Here is a 16384-nt window from a genome sequence, read left to right on the forward strand (position 1 = left end):
CGATGCCCCCACGGGTCGTTCTCGGTGTAGGCGGCGGCATCGCCGCCTACAAGGCCTGCGAGCTGCTCCGGCTGTTCACCGAGTCGGGGCATGACGTCCGGGTGGTGCCGACCGCGTCGGCGCTGCGCTTCGTCGGGGCGCCGACCTGGGCGGCCCTGTCCGGCAATCCGGTCGCCGCCGACGTGTGGTCGGACGTGCACGAGGTGCCGCACGTCCGGCTCGGCCAGTCCGCCGACCTCGTGGTGGTCGCCCCGGCGACCGCCGACCTGTTGGCGAAGGCGGCCCACGGGCTGGCCGACGACCTGCTCACCAACACCCTGCTGACCGCGCGGTGCCCGGTGGTGCTCGCCCCGGCGATGCACACCGAGATGTGGGAGCACCCGGCCACCGCTGACAACGTGGCCACCCTGCGCCGCCGGGGCGTACTCGTGATCGAGCCGGCCAGCGGCCGGCTGACCGGTGCCGACACCGGCAAGGGCCGATTGCCGGATCCGGCGGCCATCTTCGCGTACGCCCGGCGGGTCCTGCGCCACGGCGGCCCGGGCGCACGCGACCTGACCGGCCGGCACGTGGTCGTCACCGCCGGCGGCACCCGCGAACCACTCGATCCGGTGCGTTTCCTCGGCAACCGCTCGTCGGGCAAGCAGGGATACGCGTTCGCCGTCACGGCCGCGGCCCGGGGCGCCCGGGTGACGCTGGTCGCCGCGAACGTGACCCTGCCCGATCCGGCCGGGGTCGACGTCGTGCGGGTCGGCACGACCGAGGAGCTGCGGCGGGCGACGCTCGCCGCCGCCGGGGACGCCGACGTCGTGGTGATGGCGGCGGCACCCGCGGACTTCCGGCCCGCCACCTACGCCGACCAGAAGATCAAGAAGGCGGCGGACGGGGTGGCGCCCACGATCGAACTGGTCACCAACCCGGACATCGCCGCCGAGCTGGGCGAGCGTAAGCCGCCCGGCCAGATCCTGGTGGCCTTCGCCGCCGAGACCGGTGACGCGGTGGTCAACGCCCGGGCCAAGCTGGTGCGCAAGAGGGCGGATCTGATCGTGGTCAACGAGGTCGGACCGGACAAGGTGTTCGGGGCGGAGACGAACGCGGCCACCGTGCTCGGAGCTGACGGATCAACGACAGAACTCCCACAACAGGCCAAGGATGATCTGGCCGACGCGGTGTGGGAGCTGGTGGTCAGCCGGTTCACCGGCTCGTGACCTTCGCGTCGGTGCGAGGGCCTAGGCTCGGTCTTTGGGGCGGTAGGTCTCTACACTGCCGCGAGGACTTTCGATTGCGAAAGAGTTCCCAGACGTGAGGAGCACCGTGGCACGACGCCTGTTTACTTCCGAGTCCGTCACGGAAGGTCACCCCGACAAGATCGCCGACCAGATCAGCGACGGCATCCTGGACGCGCTCCTGTCACAGGACCCGCGCAGCCGGGTCGCGGTCGAAACCCTGATCACGACCGGCCAGGTCCACGTCGCCGGCGAGGTGACCACCCAGGCATACGCCGACATCCCGACGATCGTCCGCGAGACGATCCTGGGCATCGGCTACGACTCGTCGAAGAAGGGCTTCGACGGCGCGTCGTGCGGCGTCAGCGTCTCCATCGGCTCCCAGTCGCCCGACATCGCCCAGGGCGTCGACACCGCGATCGAGTTGCGGGCCGGCGAGGGCGGCAGCGACCTGCTCGACCAGCAGGGCGCCGGCGACCAGGGCATGATGTTCGGCTTCGCCTGCTCCGAGACGCCCGAGCTGATGCCGCTGCCGATCGCGCTGGCCCACCGGCTGGCCCGCCGGCTCTCCGCGGCCCGCAAGGACGGCACCATTCCCTACCTGCGGCCCGACGGCAAGACCCAGGTCACCATCGAATACGACGGGCTGCGCCCGGTGCGGCTCGACACCGTCGTCGTCTCCAGCCAGCACGCCGCCGACATCTCGCTCGAGTCGCTGCTGACCCCCGACGTCCGCGAGCATGTCATCGCCCCCGAGCTGGAGAGCCTGGGCCTGGACACCGAGGGCTACCGGCTGCTGGTCAACCCGACCGGCCGCTTCGAGATCGGCGGCCCGATGGGCGACGCCGGCCTCACCGGCCGCAAGATCATCGTCGACACCTACGGCGGCTACGCCCGGCACGGCGGCGGCGCCTTCTCCGGTAAGGACCCGTCGAAGGTCGACCGCTCCGCGGCGTACGCGACCCGCTGGGTCGCCAAGAACGTCGTCGCCGCCGGGCTCGCCGAGCGCTGCGAGGTGCAGGTCGCGTACGCGATCGGCAAGGCCCACCCGGTCAGCCTCTTCGTCGAGACGTTCGGCACCGAGACCGTCCCGGTCGACCGGATCGAGGCGGCGATCAAGGAGGTCTTCGACCTGCGGCCCGCCGCGATCATCCGCGACCTCGACCTGCTGCGCCCGATCTACCAGCAGACCGCCGCCTACGGCCACTTCGGCCGCGAGCTGCCGGACCTGAGCTGGGAGAGCACCGAGCGGGCCGGCGACCTGAAGTCCGCCGTCGGCGCCTGAGCCGGCCGCGCCACGCCGCGGTTCCCGGCGGTCGGCAGCCGACCGCCGGACCCAGGCAGGATGGCGCGGTGACCACGACACGTAGCCGGAGCGACCGGCAGCCCGCCCAGCGGCTGCCGGTCGCCCGCGTCTGTGTCGACGTGCCGCTGGCCCACCTCGACCGGCCGTTCGACTACCTGGTCCCCGCCGACGTGGAGGAGACGGCACTGCCCGGCACCCGGGTCCGGGTGCGGTTCGCCGGGCAACTCGTCGACGGCTGGCTGCTGGACCGGGTCGACTCGTCCGGCCACGACGGCAAGCTCGCCTTCCTCGAACGGCTGGTGTCACCCGAACGGGTACTGACCCCGGAGGTCGCCCGGCTCGCCCGGGCGGTCGCCGACCGCTACTCGGGCAACCTAGCCGACGTCCTGCGACTGGCCGTCCCACCCCGCCACGCCCGCGCCGAACAGACCACCCCGCCCCGCGATCTTGCGGATGTCGCCGCCCGGAACGGGGCAGAAGGGGGAGACAACCGCAAGATCGCGGAGAGTTCGGCGGAGCGTGGGGTGGGGGACGGGGACGGCGGGTGGGGGGACTACCCGGCGGGGCCGGGGTTCCTGCGGGCGCTCGCCGAAGAGCGCGGGCCCCGGGCCGTCTGGTCGGCGCTGCCCGGCACCGACTGGGCCGCCGCGTACGCGCACGCCATCGCCGCCACCGTCGGCGCCGGCCGGGGCGCGGTCGCCGTCGTCGCCGACGCCCGCGACCTCGACCGGCTCGACACCGCTCTTTCCGCCGTCCTCGGCCCGGGCCGGCACGTCGCACTGTCCGCCGCCCTCGGCCCGGCCAAGCGATACCGGGCCTTCCTCGCCGCCAGCCGCGGGCAGGTACCCGTCGTGGTCGGCACCCGGGCCGCCATGTTCGCCCCGGTCGAGCGCCTCGGCCTGGTCGCCATCTGGGACGACGGCGACGACCTGCACGCCGAACCCCGGGCGCCGTACCCGCACGCCCGCGAGGTGCTGCTGACCCGTGCCCAGCTCGCCGACGCCGCCGTGCTGGTCGGCGGGTACGCCCGTACCGGGGAGGCGCAGCAGCTCGTCGAGACCGGCTGGGCCCGCGAGATCGTGGCGAGCCGGGCCATGCTGCGGGCGCGTACCCCGGCGGTGCGGCCGACCGGCGACGACCCGCAGTTGGCCCGCGACCCGGCCGCCGCGACCGCGCGGCTGCCCAGCCTCGCCTGGGACGCCGCCCGCGCCGCGTTGAAGGCCGACGCCCCGGTGCTGGTGCAGGTGCCCCGGCGCGGCTACCTGCCGGCCGTCGCCTGCGTCGACTGCCGTACCCCGGCCCGGTGTGCGCACTGTGCCGGCCCACTCGCCCTGCGCTCGGCGAACGCCCCGCCCGCCTGCCGGTGGTGCGGCCGCGTCACCGCCGCGTACACCTGCCCGACCTGCGGCGGCCGGCGGCTGCGGGCCGCCGTCGTCGGCGCCCGCCGCACCGCCGAGGAACTCGGCCGGGCCTTTCCCGGCGCCCCGGTACGCACCTCCGGTCGCGACGAGGTGCTGGCCGCCGTACCCGGCGGCGCCGCCCTCGTGGTCGCCACGCCCGGCGCCGAACCGGTCGCCGACGGCGGCTACGGCGCGGTGCTGCTGCTCGACACCTGGGCCATGCTGACCCGGGCCGACCTGCGGGCCGGCGAGGAGGCGCTGCGCCGCTGGATGGCGGCGGCGGCGCTGGCCCGCCCGGCGGCGGCCGGCGGCCGGGTCGTGGTCGTCGCCGACGGCGGGCTCACCCCGGTCCAGGCCCTGCTGCGCTGGGATCCCGGCTGGTTCGCTGGCCGGGAACTCGCCGAGCGCCGGGAACTCGGCTTCCCGCCGGCCGTACGGATGGCCAGCGTCACCGGCGTACCCGAGGCGGTCGCCGACCTGCTGGCCGCGGCCCGGCTGCCCGACGGCGCGGTCGTGTTGGGGCCGGTCCCCGCCGGCGACGGCCAGGAACGGATGCTCGTCCGGGTGGCCCGCTCCGGGGCGGCCGCGCTGGCCCGCGCCCTGCACGAGGCGGCCGGGATCCGGTCGGCCCGCAAGGCCGCCCGACCGGTCCGTGTCCAGGTCGACCCGCACGACCTCTTCTGAGTACCCGGTGGTTGGCCTCCGCAGGCGCGGGTAGACCACCGTGTCGCAGACGAGGGAGGACGTGATGTCGGGTAAACGGCCAGGCAGCAAGGGGTACGACATCAAGCGTGCCCGGCTGCGTAACGAGATCGAGAACACCGGGGTGGCCCCGGACGGCCGCGCCGACGAGCTGGCCAACCGGGTTCTGCGCGAGGACGAGCGGCGCACCGGAGTGCTGCGCGGCACGCGCGGCCTGGGTCCCAAGGGCGAACGGGGACCGGGCGAGCCCAAGTGACCGGCCGGCGTCCGCCCGGCATGCCTGCGGCCCCCGCCGACGGCATGCCGGGCCCGACGCGGCCCGGGGACGGAGGGGAAGGATGAGCGCGGATCGGGTACGGGTCCGGGCACTGCTGGACCGGCACGGCCGCCTCTACGCCGAGGAGGCCGGCATCCGGCTCGCCGACGCGCCGGGCCCGCTGTACCAGCTACTGGTGCTCGCCACGTTGCTGAGCACCCGCATCCGGGCGGGGGTGGCGACCGCCGCCGCCCGGGAACTGTTCGCCGCCGGCCTGCGTACCCCGAAGGACATGGCCGCCGCCCGCCGCCCGGACCTGATCGCGGCGCTCGGCCGGGGCCACTACCGCCGGTACGACGAGCGGACCGCGACGATGCTCGCCGAAGAGGCGCGGTTGTGCCTGGACCGGTGGCGCGGCGACCTGCGGCGGCTGCACGCCGAGGCGGCCGGCGACCTGTCCCGGACCCGCAAGCTGCTGACCGAGTTTCCGGGCATCGGACCCACCGGTGCCGACATCTACCTGCGTGAGGCGCAGGCGGTGTGGGACGACGTCCGGCCGTACGCCGACCGGCGGGTCGCCGCCGGCGCCGACCGGGTGGGCCTGCCGTCCGCGCCGGACGCGCTGGCCGGGCTGGTGCCGGGGCGGGACTTCGCCCGGTTGACGGCGGCGCTGGTCCGGGTGGCGCTGGACCCGGATTCGGCCGGCGACGTGGTCGCCGCCCGCTAGCCCCGGCCGGCGGGAGTCATTTCTTGTCGCTGGCCGGCGGCTTGGTCACCGACCACACGATGAACGCGGCGATGGCGGCGAGCACGAAGATGGCGCCTGACGGCCGGCCCTCCTCGCTGCCACCGATGCCGAAGACCAGAACGGCGATCCCCGCCCCGAAGGACGCGATCGTCCGGAACCGACGGTTGTCCACGACTCGAAACCTAGGGTGACCGTTCGGGCGCTCCGCGTGCTTCGGGGTTCGGGTGCCGGTCCTGCCGGGAGCGCCGCCGCTTCGGCCCGCGGCTCCCGTGTTTCGGTCCGCGCCGGTCTGCCCGGTCCGCCTGGCCGCTTCGCCCGGTCTGCCCGGTCTGCCCGCCCGCCGGGCGGTCCACACCCCGCTGATCAAGGAGTAAACGTGGCTCTTTGGTCCGAATTGCCGCGCAACGAGTCCTTGATCAACGCGGCCACCCTTCGCGGCCACCCTTCGCGGCCGCCGGGGGCGCCGGCATCGACGCGTTTGCCGGGGGTGGGGGTGGGAACGCTGGTCGATGAGCGGTGCGGATTCGCGAGCCGCGCCGCGGAAGGAGGCCGCATCATGACAGCCCAGCAGAACCCGCTGACGGGCCGATGGGTGGCGTTCCTGGCCGCCGATGGGGTCGAGGAGGTCGAGTACACCGAGCCGCGCAAGGCCGCCGAGGAGGCCGGCGCACAGGTCGAGCTGGTGTCGATCCGGCCGGGCCGGATCCAGGCGATGGAGAAGGACCTGAACAAGGCCGGCAGCCACGAGGTCAGCCGGACCGTGGACGAGGCCAGCGCCGACGACTACGACGCGCTGGTGCTGCCCGGTGGCGCGGTCAATCCGGACCGCCTGCGGATGAACGAGGCCGCGATGCGTTTCGTCCGGTCGTTCTTCGAGCAGCACAAGCCGGTCGCCGCGATCTGCCACGGCCCGTGGAGCCTGGTCGAGGCCGACGTGGTCGGGGGGCGGACGGTGACGTCGTTCCCGAGCCTGCGCACCGACATCATGAACGCCGGCGGCATCTGGGTGGACAAGGAGGTCCAGGTGGATGCGGGGCTGGTCACCAGCCGACGGCCCGACGACATCCCGGCGTTCTGCGCGGCGATGGTCGAGGAGATAGCCACGGGACGGCAGGCCGGCCAGATGGCGACGGTCTGATCCCCACCTGAGCACCGGACCCGCGGCAGGCGGGTGTCCGGTGGACGGGGCCGTGGCCCGCGTCGGGAGGACCCACCCCCTCGGCGTGTGGGCCGCGGCCCCCCCCCGCCGTGCCGGGGCCGGTCGGCCCCCGGCCACGGCCGTAGACTGGACCGTCAGCACCGCCGCCGTACGTGAAGGAGCCACCCCGCGTGACCGTCCAGCCCATCCGCCTGTTCGGAGATCCGGTGCTGCGCACGCCGGCCGAGCCGGTGGTCGACTTCGACGCCGAGCTGCGCAAGCTCGTCGCCGACCTCACCGACACCATGCTGGACAGCAGCGGTGCCGGCCTCGCCGCCCCGCAGCTCGGTGTGGGCCTGCGGGTCTTCGCCTTCGACGTCGACGACGTCGTCGGTCACCTGATCAACCCGGTGCTCGACTTCCCCGACGAGGAGGAGCAGGACGGCCCGGAGGGGTGCCTGTCGATCCCGGGGCTCTACTTCGACACCAAACGGCGGATGAACGTGGTGGCCAAGGGCTTCAACTCGTACGGCGACCCGGTGCAGGTGGTCGGCACCGGTCTGATGGCCCGCTGCGTGCAGCACGAGACCGACCACCTCGACGGGGTGCTCTTCCTCGACCGGCTCGACGCGCAGGGCCGCAAGGAGGCGATGAAGGCGATCCGGCAGGCGGACTGGTACGACCGCGCCGCCCCGCCGGTGGTCAAGGTCAGCCCGCACGGCGCGGGCAACCCGTTCGGGCTGGGCCGGTGACCCGCTTGCGCCTGGTATTCGCCGGTACGCCGGCCGTCGCCGTACCCGCCCTCGACGCGATCGCCGCCGCCGGCCACGAACTGCTGGCCGTGGTGACCCGGCCCGACGCCCCGGCCGGCCGGGGCCGCCGGCTGGTCCGCTCACCCGTCGGCGCCTGGGCCGACGAGCGCGGCATCGAGGTACTCACCCCGGAGAAGCCGCGCGAGCCCGAGTTCCTGGACCGGCTGCGGAACCTCGCGCCCGACGTGGTGCCGGTCGTCGCGTACGGCGCCCTGGTGCCGCAGGTGGCGCTGGACATCCCGGCGAAGGGCTGGATCAACCTGCACTTCTCGCTGCTGCCGGCCTGGCGCGGCGCGGCGCCCGTGCAGCACGCGGTGCTGCACGGCGACGAGCTGGCCGGCGCCAGCGTCTTCCAACTGGAGGCCGGCCTGGACACCGGCCCGGTCTTCGGCACGCTCACCGACGAGATCCGGCCCGGCGACACCTCCGGCGACCTGCTTGAGCGGCTCGCCGTCTCCGGCGCCGGGCTGCTGGTCGCGGTGCTCGACGCGATCGCCTCCGGGGCGGCGCGGGCCGAGCCGCAGCCCGCCGACGGGGTCAGCCTGGCTCCGAAGCTGACCGCCGAGGACGCCCAGGTCCGCTGGACCGACCCGGCGTTCGCGGTCGACCGGCGTATCCGGGCCTGCACCCCGGCCCCCGGGGCCTGGACCACGTTCCGGTCCGACCGGGTCAAACTCGGCCCGGTGCGCCCGGTCGCCAACGGTCCCGACCTCGCACCCGGCGAGCTGCTCGTCGAGCGGAGCCAGGTGCTGGCCGGTACGGCCACCACGCCCGTCGCGCTCGGCGAGGTCCGCGCCGCGGGCAAGAAGGCGATGCCGGCCACCGACTGGGCACGTGGCGTGCGCGTCACGGCGGGGGAGCGTTTCGCGTGACCGACACCAATCCGCACGAGGGCGGCCACCCGGCCACCCGCCCGGCACACCCGGCCCGCCCCGCCCGCGACAGCCGGGGCCGCGACCCACGTGGTCAGGGCCGCGACTTCCGGAGCCGGGACGCCCGGCCGGGGCGCGACGGCCGCCCGGCGCGGTCCGCCCGGTCCATCGTGGACCGCGCACGGCAGGCGGCGTACGAGGCGATCGCCGCGGTCCACCGCGACGACGCGTACGCGAACCTGGTGCTGCCGGCGATCCTGCGCGACATGGGCCTGCACGGCCGGGACGCGGCGTTCGCCACCGAGCTGACGTACGGCACCCTGCGGGCGCAGGGCACCCTCGACCTGATCATCGCCGCGGCCGCCGAGCGGGACGTCGACCGGATCGACCCGCCGGCCCGCGACGCGCTGCGGCTGGGCGCCTACCAGATCCTGCACACCCGGGTGCCGGCACACGCCGCGGTGTCGTCGACGGTCGACCTGGTCCGCGCCGTCGCGCCCGGAGCGACCGGGTTCGCCAACGCCGTACTACGTGGGATCACGGTGAAGGACGCCGACGGCTGGGTCGAGCAGCTCGCCCCGGCGTACGAGGCGGACCCGCTCGGGCACCTCGCCATCGCCCACCACCATCCACGGTGGATAGTGCGGGCGTTCTCCGAGGCGCTCGGTGGCGACCTCGGCGAGACGACCCGGCTGCTCATCGAGGACAACGAACCCCCGCCGGTGCACCTGTGCGTACGCCCCGGCCGCGCCGACGCCGTCAAGATCGCCGACCAGGTCGGCGGGGCACCGGGCGCCTTCTCCCCGTACGCCGTCTACCTTCCCGGCGGCGCGCCGGGCGACCTGAACGCGGTGCGCGACGGCCGGGCGCACGTGCAGGACGAGGGCTCCCAGCTGGTCGCGCTCGCCCTCGCCGAAGCCCCGGTCGACGGCGACGACCGGCGCTGGCTCGACCTGTGCGCCGGGCCGGGCGGCAAGGCGGGCCTGCTCGGCGCGCTGGCCGCCCAGCGCGACGCCCACCTGACCGCGGTCGAGGTCGCCGAACACCGGGCCGCGCTGGTCGCCCAGGCGGTACGCGGTATGCCGGTCACCGTGCTGGCCACCGACGGGCGCACCGTCGGCCGCGACGAGCAACTTCCCGCCGGCGGCTTCGACCGGGTGCTGGTCGACGCCCCCTGCACCGGCCTCGGCTCGCTGCGCCGGCGCCCGGAGTCGCGGTGGCGCCGCCAGCCGTCCGACCTGCCGCCGCTGACCCGGCTGCAACGCGAACTGCTGGGCGCCGCCCTGAACGCGGTCCGGCCGGGCGGTGTCGTCGCCTACGTCACCTGCTCGCCGCACACCGTCGAGACGCACGTGACGGTCACCGAGGCGGCCCGCCGGTCCGGGGTGTCGGTCGACTTCGTCGACGCCCGCCCGCTGCTTCCGGCCGGGATGCCGGGGCTGGGCGAGGGGCCGACGGTGCAGCTGTGGCCGCACCGGCACGGCACCGACGCGATGTTCCTGGCCGTGCTGCGCCGCACCGAGTGACCGCCCGCCGGCCCGGACCATCCGGTCCGGGCCGGCGCCGTCAGTACCGTACCGGCAGGGCGGCGTCACCGCCGTCGCGTACCGACCGGGTCATCTCCCGACCGTACTGGTCCACGAAACACCGGACGGCCCGGTCGCCGAGGCCCCACTCGTACGGGTCCGGCTGGTAGTAGAACCATCCCGCGCGGTCGGCGAGCCGGGCGTCGTCGGGAACCTTCGCGTAGCCGGCGACGATCCGCCGGCAGGCCCGGTCGAGTCCGTCGTGGTCGGCCTCCATCGCCTCGTACGTCCGGTGCGTCGCGGTGTGGGTTCCGACGTATTCGCTGAGATGGGGAATGCCGCAGAGGGTCGGCAGTATTTTCTCGATGTACTCGTCGCCCACCTCGTAGTCGAAGCAGCCGAGCCGCAGATCGGACTCGCCTGTGAGTTCACCCCGGAGGCTTTCCTTGCGTTCGGCCGCGTCCCGGGCGTGTAGGGCCACGAACTGCTGAATGTCGCACCGGAACCAGCGGGCGCCGGCGCCCCAGGCGCGCCGGGTGGGTATCCCGACCCGCAGGCTCAGCCGGGCGTCCTGCCACCGGCCGCCGAGCCATTCCCGGGCCTTCCCGTCGCAGGTGTCGTACGCCGACTTCAACGCCGGGTCGCCGAGCTTCGGCGGCTCGACCTGTCCGGCGTCGAACGCGTCGACGTGGAGCGTCTCGGTCTGGTGGGTGGTGCCGCAGTCGACCGGCTTGTAGTCGGCCACACCGATGTCGAACCGGGGTGCGTAGCGGTGACAGACCCCGGCGGCCGGCGTGAACAGGGCTGGCTCGGCCAGCGCCGGCCAGTCGTCGGTGAGCATGCCGTCGACGTCCGCCGGGTTGCCGCAGCCGGTCACCGCCAGCGCCAGGCCGGTGGCCAGCGCCGCGAGCAGTCGGTGGCGCATCGCTGTCGTCACCGGGCCGGAAGGGCGCTGGTGCCGCCGGCGCGTACCGACCGGGTCAGTTGGTCCGGGAGCCAGGCCAGGCAGCGCACGCCGCGGTCGCCGGCTTCCCAGGCCGCCTCGTCCGGCCCGTAGAAGAGCGTGCCGACACGGTACTCCAGGTTGCCGTCGACAGGCACCTTCGCGTAGGCGGCGACCACCCGTAGACAGGCCGCCTCGGTGCCGTCGAAGTTCTCGAGGAATGCCTCGTAGGTCACCTGTTGAGTGGTGTGGATCCCGGTGAACTCGGCCTCGTGCGGTTTGTCGCAGGTCACCGCCACAATGGACATCACCGTCTCGTGGGTCGACAGGTTGACCTTGAAACACTGGTGCAGCAGTTGCGGTTCCGCCGTCAGCGCGTTCTTCAGCGAGCCCCTACGCGGCACCTCGAGGGCGGCGTCCACCGCTCGGGCCTCGCTCAGGTCGCACCGGAACCATCGGGCACCCCCGGCCCAGGCCGTCTCGGTGGGCGTACGGACCGTCAGCCTGAGCCGCGCCGTCCGCCAGTCCCCACCCACCCAGTCGCGGGCCTTTCGGTCACACTCGTTGAACCTGGCCCGCATTGTCTGGCCGCCTTCCGCCGGGACGGAGTCGGCGTCCTCGAACGTTCCGACGTGGATCGTCTCGACACGCTGGCTGTTGGCGCAGTCGATGGGGTGGTGGTCCGACACCCGGACCCTGATGCCCGAGGTGGACTCGTGGCACTCGCCGACGACCGGCACCACCGCGACCGGTTCGGGAAAGGCCGCCCAGTCGTCGGTGAGCAGGCCGTCGACCTCGGCCGGGTTGCCGCAGCCGGCCACCGTCAGGGTCAGACCGGCGGCCAGCGCCGCGAGCGGTCCACGGAACCACCGCCCGCCGGGGATGGCCGCCCTCATCCGATCGGAAGGGCGCTGGTGCCGCCACCGCGTACGGACCGGTTGGTGCTGTCCGCCAACCAGAGCAGGCACCGGACGGTGCGGCTGCCCATCGTCCACTCGTCGAGGCTCGGGTAGTAGGAGATGCTGCCGGAGCGGTATTTGACGTTGCCGTCGTCGGGCACCTTCGCGAACTTCGCGATGACCTTCAGGCAGTTGCGGTGGGTGGCTTCGTCGCCGCCGTCGGCGGTCAACTTCTCCCAGCTCAGGTTCGTCTCGAAGGTGCCGGCGAACTCGGCCGTGTGTGGCCGGTCGCACGGGACGAGGGTCGCCTTGTTCCCGTCCTCGTCGAAGTCGTAGCAGCCGTAGCGCGGCTCCGACCCGTTGGTCATGGCGTCCTTGAGCGACGCCGTGCCGGAACGGGGCCCGTTGTCCTCGATGGAGTTGCGCCGGCCGAGGTCGCAGCGGAACCAGCGGGCGCCGCCGCGCCAGGCGTTCTGGCTGGGCGGTACGACGTTCAGCGTCAGCGCAGCCTCCCGCCAGTCGCCGCCGAGCCAGCCCCGGGACGCCTTGTCGCATTCGGCGTACGCGTCACGCAGCGGCTTGGTGCCGCCGTCGGGATACTCGGTCACCGCCGCCGGGAAGCTGCCGACCTGGATGGTCTCGGCCAGATGCTTCTCGGTGCAGGCGACGGGGCGGTAGTCAATGGCCTTGCGGCGTACCCAGCCGGCGTACTCGTGGCAGACGTTCGCCTCCGGCGCGAAGCCGACCGCGGCCGGCAACTCCGGCCAGTCGTCGGTCAGCATGCCGTCGACTCCGGCCGGGTTGCCGCAGCCGGTCGCCACGGTCAGCGTCACGGTCGCGGCCAGGGCCGCCATCCACCGTCGCATTGATCGTTCCATGCCTTTCGGGGGCTCGTCGAAGCGGCGGGCCGCCCGGCCGTCGACGGTCGTGCGTGGATCGGGTCTGGGGGAACCGGAGGTCGGGTAGGGGGGCCGCCGGGCGTGGAGCCTACGGGAACGGCCGCGTGGGTGGGTCGGCCGTACGGCCGAATTCGATCATCCACACCGGCGGGCGCCCGGCGCGGTGGAAACCGGGTCGCTCGCGGGGCCGACGTACGATGACGCCGATCCGTCCGCTTCGCCGCTGGAGTGCCGATATGAACCTCGCGGACACCGACACACTGATCACGTTCATCGCCGGGGTGGCGATCGTCGTCGGCATCCTCGGGGTGATCGTCCCGGTGCTGCCGGGACTGCCGCTGTGCTGGGGTGGCGTGCTGCTGTGGGCGATCTTCGCCGACGGCGGCTGGGTGAAGTGGGTGATCCTGGCCGTCGCCACCGTGATCGCGGTCGTCGGCGCCGTCGTCCAGTACGCCTGGCCGGGGCGCAACCTGAAACGCTCCGGCGTACCCAACCGGACGCTGCTGCTCGGCGGCCTGCTCGGCCTGGTCGGGTTCTTCGTGGTGCCGGTGGTGGGCCTGCTCCTCGGCTTCGTGCTCGGGGTGTGGCTGGCCGAGCGGATGCGGCTGGGCGACAACCAGGCCGCGTGGCCGTCGACGAAGAACGCGTTGAAGGCCGCCGGCCTGTCGATGCTCATCGAGCTCGGCGCCGCGCTGGGAATCGCCTTCGTCTGGGTCGTCGGCCTGATCGTCGTATGACGGCAGGCCGGGACGGTCCGGCGGGTCCGCCCGGCCGGGGTCACCCCGGCCGGGCGGTACGGGTGCCGGTCAGCGCAGCGTGGCGGCCTGGGCCGCGCCGACGATGCCGGCGGTGTTGCGCAGTTCGGCCGGCACCACCGGGGTACGGATGTCGATCAGCGGCAGGAACTCGGCCGCCTTCTTGCTCACCCCGCCGCCGATGATCATCAGATCGGGGCGGAGCAGCATCTCCACCATCTCCAGGTATTCCTGGACCCGGCCGGCCCAGGTCGGCCAGTCCAGCCCGTCGAGCTGGCGGGCCCGGTCGGAGGCGTAGTCCTCGGCGTCGCCGCCGCGCAGCTCCAGGTGACCGAACTCGGTGTTCGGCACCAGCCTCCCGTCGAGGAACAGGGCGCTGCCGATGCCGGTGCCGAAGGTGAGCATCAGGGTCACGCCGGGCCGCCCGCGTCCGGCCCCGTACGTCATCTCGGCCACGCCCGCCGCGTCGGCGTCGTTGAGCACCACGACCGGCATCCCGATCCGGGCGGCGAACAGTTCGGCGGCCGGGGCGTCCAGCCAGGAGGCGTCCATGTTGGCCGCGGTGCGTACGACACCGTCGACGACGACGCCGGGGAAGGTGATCCCGACCCGGTCGGTCGCGTCGAAGCGGGACACCACCTCGGCGACGGTCTCCACCACGCTGGTCACGTCGGCCGGTGCCGGGGTCTCGATCCGCTGCCGGGGCTGGGCGAGTTCACCTGTCGCGAGGTCGACCGGTGCCCCCTTGATGCCCGAACCGCCGATGTCGACGCCCAACACGCTCATTGACCACTCACCGTCCGTTCCGCACCCGGGGGTGCCACCCGCACCCGCCGGCTGCCGTGTCCACTGGAACAACGAACCTACGTGACCTTCGGCGGTGGCGCGTGTCCGGTGCCGGTCGATGATTCGTACACTGGCGCGGTGAACGCCCCAGCTCCGATCGTCGCGCCCAGCATCCTCGCCGCCGACTTCGCCAACCTGGCCGACGAGGCCCGGGCGGTGGAGGGGGCCGCGGACTGGCTGCACGTCGACGTGATGGACAACCACTTCGTGCCCAACCTGACGATCGGCCTGCCGGTCGTGCAGAGCCTGATCGCGGCCACGTCGCTGCCGTTCGACGTACACCTGATGATCGAGGATCCGCGGCGCTGGGCACCCGGCTACGCCGACGCCGGCGCGTACAACGTCACCTTCCACGCCGAGGCGTCGGACAATCCGGTGGCGCTGGCCCGCGACCTGCGGGCGGCCGGCGCCAAGGCGGGTCTGGCGATCGACCGGGACACCCCGATCGAGCCCTACCTGGAACTGCTGCCCAGCTTCGACACCCTGCTGATCATGACGATCAAGGCCGGGTTCGGCGGGCAGCGGTTCATCCCCGAGCTGCTCGACAAGGTCCGCGCCGCCCGGCGGCACGTCGACGCCGGCCACCTGGAGCTGCGGATCGAGGTCGACGGCGGGATCGCCGCCGACACCATCGAGCAGGCCGCCGACGCCGGCGCCGACGCGTTCGTCGCCGGGACCGCCGTCTACGGGGCCGACGATCCGGCCGAGGCCGTACGGAAGCTGCGGCGGCTCGCCGAGCGCGCCGCGGCGCGGGCGTGAACGGGGCGGGCGGGATGCGCGGGAGCGCGGCGGTGGGCGGGCCGGTCCGGCCCCGCCGGTCCCGCCCCGTCGCGGCGGAAGGCAGGGGGCGGCGGTGAGCGTCGAGCCGGCCGATGCCCGTCCCGACCTGATCCTGGTCGTGGACGACGACGACGACATCGCCCGGTTCGTCGAGTTCAACCTTCGCCTGCACGGCTTCGAGGTGATCCGCGCCCGCGACGGCCTGGAGGCGCTGGCGATGGTCGAGCGGCACCGCCCCGACCTGGCCGTGGTCGACCTGATGATGCCGCAGATCGACGGCCTGGAGCTGACCCGCCGGCTGCGGGCCAACCCGCTGTCGGCCGCCCTGGCGATCATCATGCTGACCGCCAAGGGGCTCACGGTCGACAAGGTGGTCGGGCTCACCGCCGGCGCCGACGACTACCTGGTCAAGCCGTTCGACACCTCCGAGCTGGTGGCCCGGGTCGTCTCGACACTGCGCCGCAACCGGGAATACCGCGAGCTGTCGCCGCTGACCGGGCTGCCGGGCAACACCCGGATCCAGCGGGAGATCACCGACCGGGTACGCGGCGGCTTCGACTACGCCGTCTGCTACATCGACATCGACCGGTTCAAGAGCGTCAACGACTGCTACGGCTTCGGCCGCGGCGACGAGTTCATCAGCGCCCTGGCCCGCAGCCTGCACCGGGCGGTTCTCGGCGCGGGTCTGCCGCCGGCCTTCCTCGGCCATGTCGGCGGCGACGACTTCGTGATCGTCTGTGCCCCCGACCAGGTCCGGCCGCTGACCGAGCGGGCCGTCGTCGACTTCGAGCGGGCCGCGGACGAGTTGTACGACCCGCGCGACGCCAAACGTGGCTTCGTCGAGGTCAAGGACCGGCGCGGCAACGTGCACAAGGCCCACCTGGTGACCCTGTCGGTCGGGGTGGCCCTGTCGACCCCGGCCCGGCGGTTCACCGACCCGCGCGAGATCATCGCGGTCGCCAACGAGATGAAGTCGGTGGCGAAGAGTCAGCCCGGCTCGTTCATCGCCGCCGACCGCCGGCTCAACAGCCACTGACCTGGGCCGACGCCTGTGAAGAGGCGACCGGCGAGCGGACCGGCGAGTGTGACGTAGGTCGCCCCTGGCGCGCCTTGTGCGCGCGGACGTGTAAGACTCTGGGCAGTACCCACCACGCGCTGGCGGGACTCGGTGTAATTCCGAACCGGCGGTGATCCGGGGTTTCCGCCCCGGTCAGCCCGCGACCCGGTCGTAACCAACGGCCGGTTGACCTGGTGACGATTCCAGGGCCGACGGTTG

The 16384-nt window shown here is 73.6% G+C and carries 17 protein-coding genes; 12 read left to right on the forward strand and 5 right to left on the reverse strand.

Translation table 11 applies throughout. From position 1 onward, the window contains the following. Nucleotides 1-2: 2 nt before the first annotated feature. The 5 genes from coaBC (at nucleotide 3) to AB0M79_RS03945 (ending at nucleotide 5617) form a co-directional block, all read left to right on the forward strand. On the forward strand, nucleotides 3-1208 hold the full coding sequence (coaBC, locus tag AB0M79_RS03925; protein ID WP_364207508.1) for a bifunctional phosphopantothenoylcysteine decarboxylase/phosphopantothenate--cysteine ligase CoaBC: 1206 nt from the start codon (nucleotides 3-5) through the stop codon (nucleotides 1206-1208). A gap of 106 nt (nucleotides 1209-1314) precedes the next feature. Next, the gene (gene metK, locus AB0M79_RS03930) at nucleotides 1315-2511 is read left to right on the forward strand and encodes a methionine adenosyltransferase (RefSeq protein WP_364207510.1); all 1197 of its coding nucleotides are present in this window, start codon (nucleotides 1315-1317) and stop codon (nucleotides 2509-2511) included. A gap of 113 nt (nucleotides 2512-2624) precedes the next feature. Further along, nucleotides 2625-4616, forward strand: a complete 1992-nt coding sequence (locus AB0M79_RS03935) for a primosomal protein N' (protein ID WP_364207629.1) — start codon at nucleotides 2625-2627, stop codon at nucleotides 4614-4616. A gap of 64 nt (nucleotides 4617-4680) precedes the next feature. Continuing rightward, nucleotides 4681-4890, forward strand: a complete 210-nt coding sequence (locus tag AB0M79_RS03940) for a phosphatidylethanolamine-binding protein (RefSeq protein ID WP_357540051.1) — start codon at nucleotides 4681-4683, stop codon at nucleotides 4888-4890. Between the two features lie 82 nt (nucleotides 4891-4972). Beyond that, complete coding sequence (locus AB0M79_RS03945) at nucleotides 4973-5617, forward strand: hypothetical protein (protein ID WP_364207512.1); 645 nt, start codon at nucleotides 4973-4975, stop codon at nucleotides 5615-5617. 16 nt (nucleotides 5618-5633) lie between these two features. Here AB0M79_RS03945 and AB0M79_RS03950 read toward each other — a convergent pair whose 3' ends face one another. Then, nucleotides 5634-5810: a hypothetical protein gene (locus AB0M79_RS03950; RefSeq protein WP_357540055.1), complete on the reverse strand. Its 177-nt coding sequence runs from the start codon at nucleotides 5808-5810 to the stop codon at nucleotides 5634-5636. 384 nt (nucleotides 5811-6194) lie between these two features. On the opposite strand from AB0M79_RS03950, the gene AB0M79_RS03955 reads away from it, so the two are divergent. From AB0M79_RS03955 to AB0M79_RS03970, 4 genes are all read left to right on the forward strand, one after another. After that, the gene (locus tag AB0M79_RS03955) at nucleotides 6195-6776 is read left to right on the forward strand and encodes a type 1 glutamine amidotransferase domain-containing protein (protein ID WP_364207514.1); all 582 of its coding nucleotides are present in this window, start codon (nucleotides 6195-6197) and stop codon (nucleotides 6774-6776) included. 191 nt (nucleotides 6777-6967) lie between these two features. Next, nucleotides 6968-7528 (forward strand): peptide deformylase, encoded by a 561-nt coding sequence (def, locus tag AB0M79_RS03960; RefSeq protein WP_364207516.1) that lies wholly within the window; start codon nucleotides 6968-6970, stop codon nucleotides 7526-7528. Nucleotides 7529-7533: 5 nt separating this feature from the next. Continuing rightward, on the forward strand, nucleotides 7534-8460 hold the full coding sequence (gene fmt, locus AB0M79_RS03965) for a methionyl-tRNA formyltransferase (RefSeq protein ID WP_364207518.1): 927 nt from the start codon (nucleotides 7534-7536) through the stop codon (nucleotides 8458-8460). Continuing rightward, complete coding sequence (locus AB0M79_RS03970; RefSeq protein WP_364207520.1) at nucleotides 8457-9986, forward strand: transcription antitermination factor NusB; 1530 nt, start codon at nucleotides 8457-8459, stop codon at nucleotides 9984-9986. Before fmt ends, AB0M79_RS03970 begins: the two co-directional genes overlap by 4 nt. 40 nt (nucleotides 9987-10026) lie before the next feature. Here AB0M79_RS03970 and AB0M79_RS03975 read toward each other — a convergent pair whose 3' ends face one another. The 3 genes from AB0M79_RS03975 to AB0M79_RS03985 are packed head-to-tail and all read right to left on the reverse strand — an operon-like array spanning nucleotide 10027 to nucleotide 12694. After that, the gene (locus AB0M79_RS03975) at nucleotides 10027-10911 is read right to left on the reverse strand and encodes a septum formation family protein (protein WP_364207522.1); all 885 of its coding nucleotides are present in this window, start codon (nucleotides 10909-10911) and stop codon (nucleotides 10027-10029) included. 8 nt (nucleotides 10912-10919) lie between these two features. Continuing rightward, nucleotides 10920-11825 (reverse strand): septum formation family protein, encoded by a 906-nt coding sequence (locus tag AB0M79_RS03980; protein ID WP_364207524.1) that lies wholly within the window; start codon nucleotides 11823-11825, stop codon nucleotides 10920-10922. Then, nucleotides 11822-12694: a septum formation family protein gene (locus AB0M79_RS03985; RefSeq protein WP_364207526.1), complete on the reverse strand. Its 873-nt coding sequence runs from the start codon at nucleotides 12692-12694 to the stop codon at nucleotides 11822-11824. Before AB0M79_RS03985 ends, AB0M79_RS03980 begins: the two co-directional genes overlap by 4 nt. Nucleotides 12695-12963: 269 nt before the next feature. On the opposite strand from AB0M79_RS03985, the gene AB0M79_RS03990 reads away from it, so the two are divergent. Then, entirely contained in the window at nucleotides 12964-13464 is a 501-nt protein-coding gene (locus AB0M79_RS03990) for a DUF456 domain-containing protein (protein WP_364207528.1), read from the forward strand. A 69-nt stretch (nucleotides 13465-13533) separates the two neighbouring features. On the opposite strand, the gene ppgK is transcribed toward AB0M79_RS03990, so the two are convergent. Further along, nucleotides 13534-14268: a polyphosphate--glucose phosphotransferase gene (gene ppgK, locus AB0M79_RS03995; protein ID WP_357540073.1), complete on the reverse strand. Its 735-nt coding sequence runs from the start codon at nucleotides 14266-14268 to the stop codon at nucleotides 13534-13536. A 138-nt stretch (nucleotides 14269-14406) separates the two neighbouring features. Here ppgK and rpe point away from each other — a divergent pair, with 138 nt between their 5' ends. After that, complete coding sequence (gene rpe / locus AB0M79_RS04000; RefSeq protein WP_357540075.1) at nucleotides 14407-15087, forward strand: ribulose-phosphate 3-epimerase; 681 nt, start codon at nucleotides 14407-14409, stop codon at nucleotides 15085-15087. 94 nt (nucleotides 15088-15181) lie between these two features. Beyond that, complete coding sequence (locus AB0M79_RS04005) at nucleotides 15182-16144, forward strand: response regulator (RefSeq protein ID WP_364207530.1); 963 nt, start codon at nucleotides 15182-15184, stop codon at nucleotides 16142-16144. The last annotated feature ends 240 nt before the right edge of the window (nucleotides 16145-16384 follow it).

The sequence above is a fragment of the Polymorphospora sp. NPDC051019 genome, assembly GCF_040683055.1.
GTDB classification, from domain to species: Bacteria; Actinomycetota; Actinomycetes; order Mycobacteriales; family Micromonosporaceae; genus Polymorphospora; species Polymorphospora lycopeni.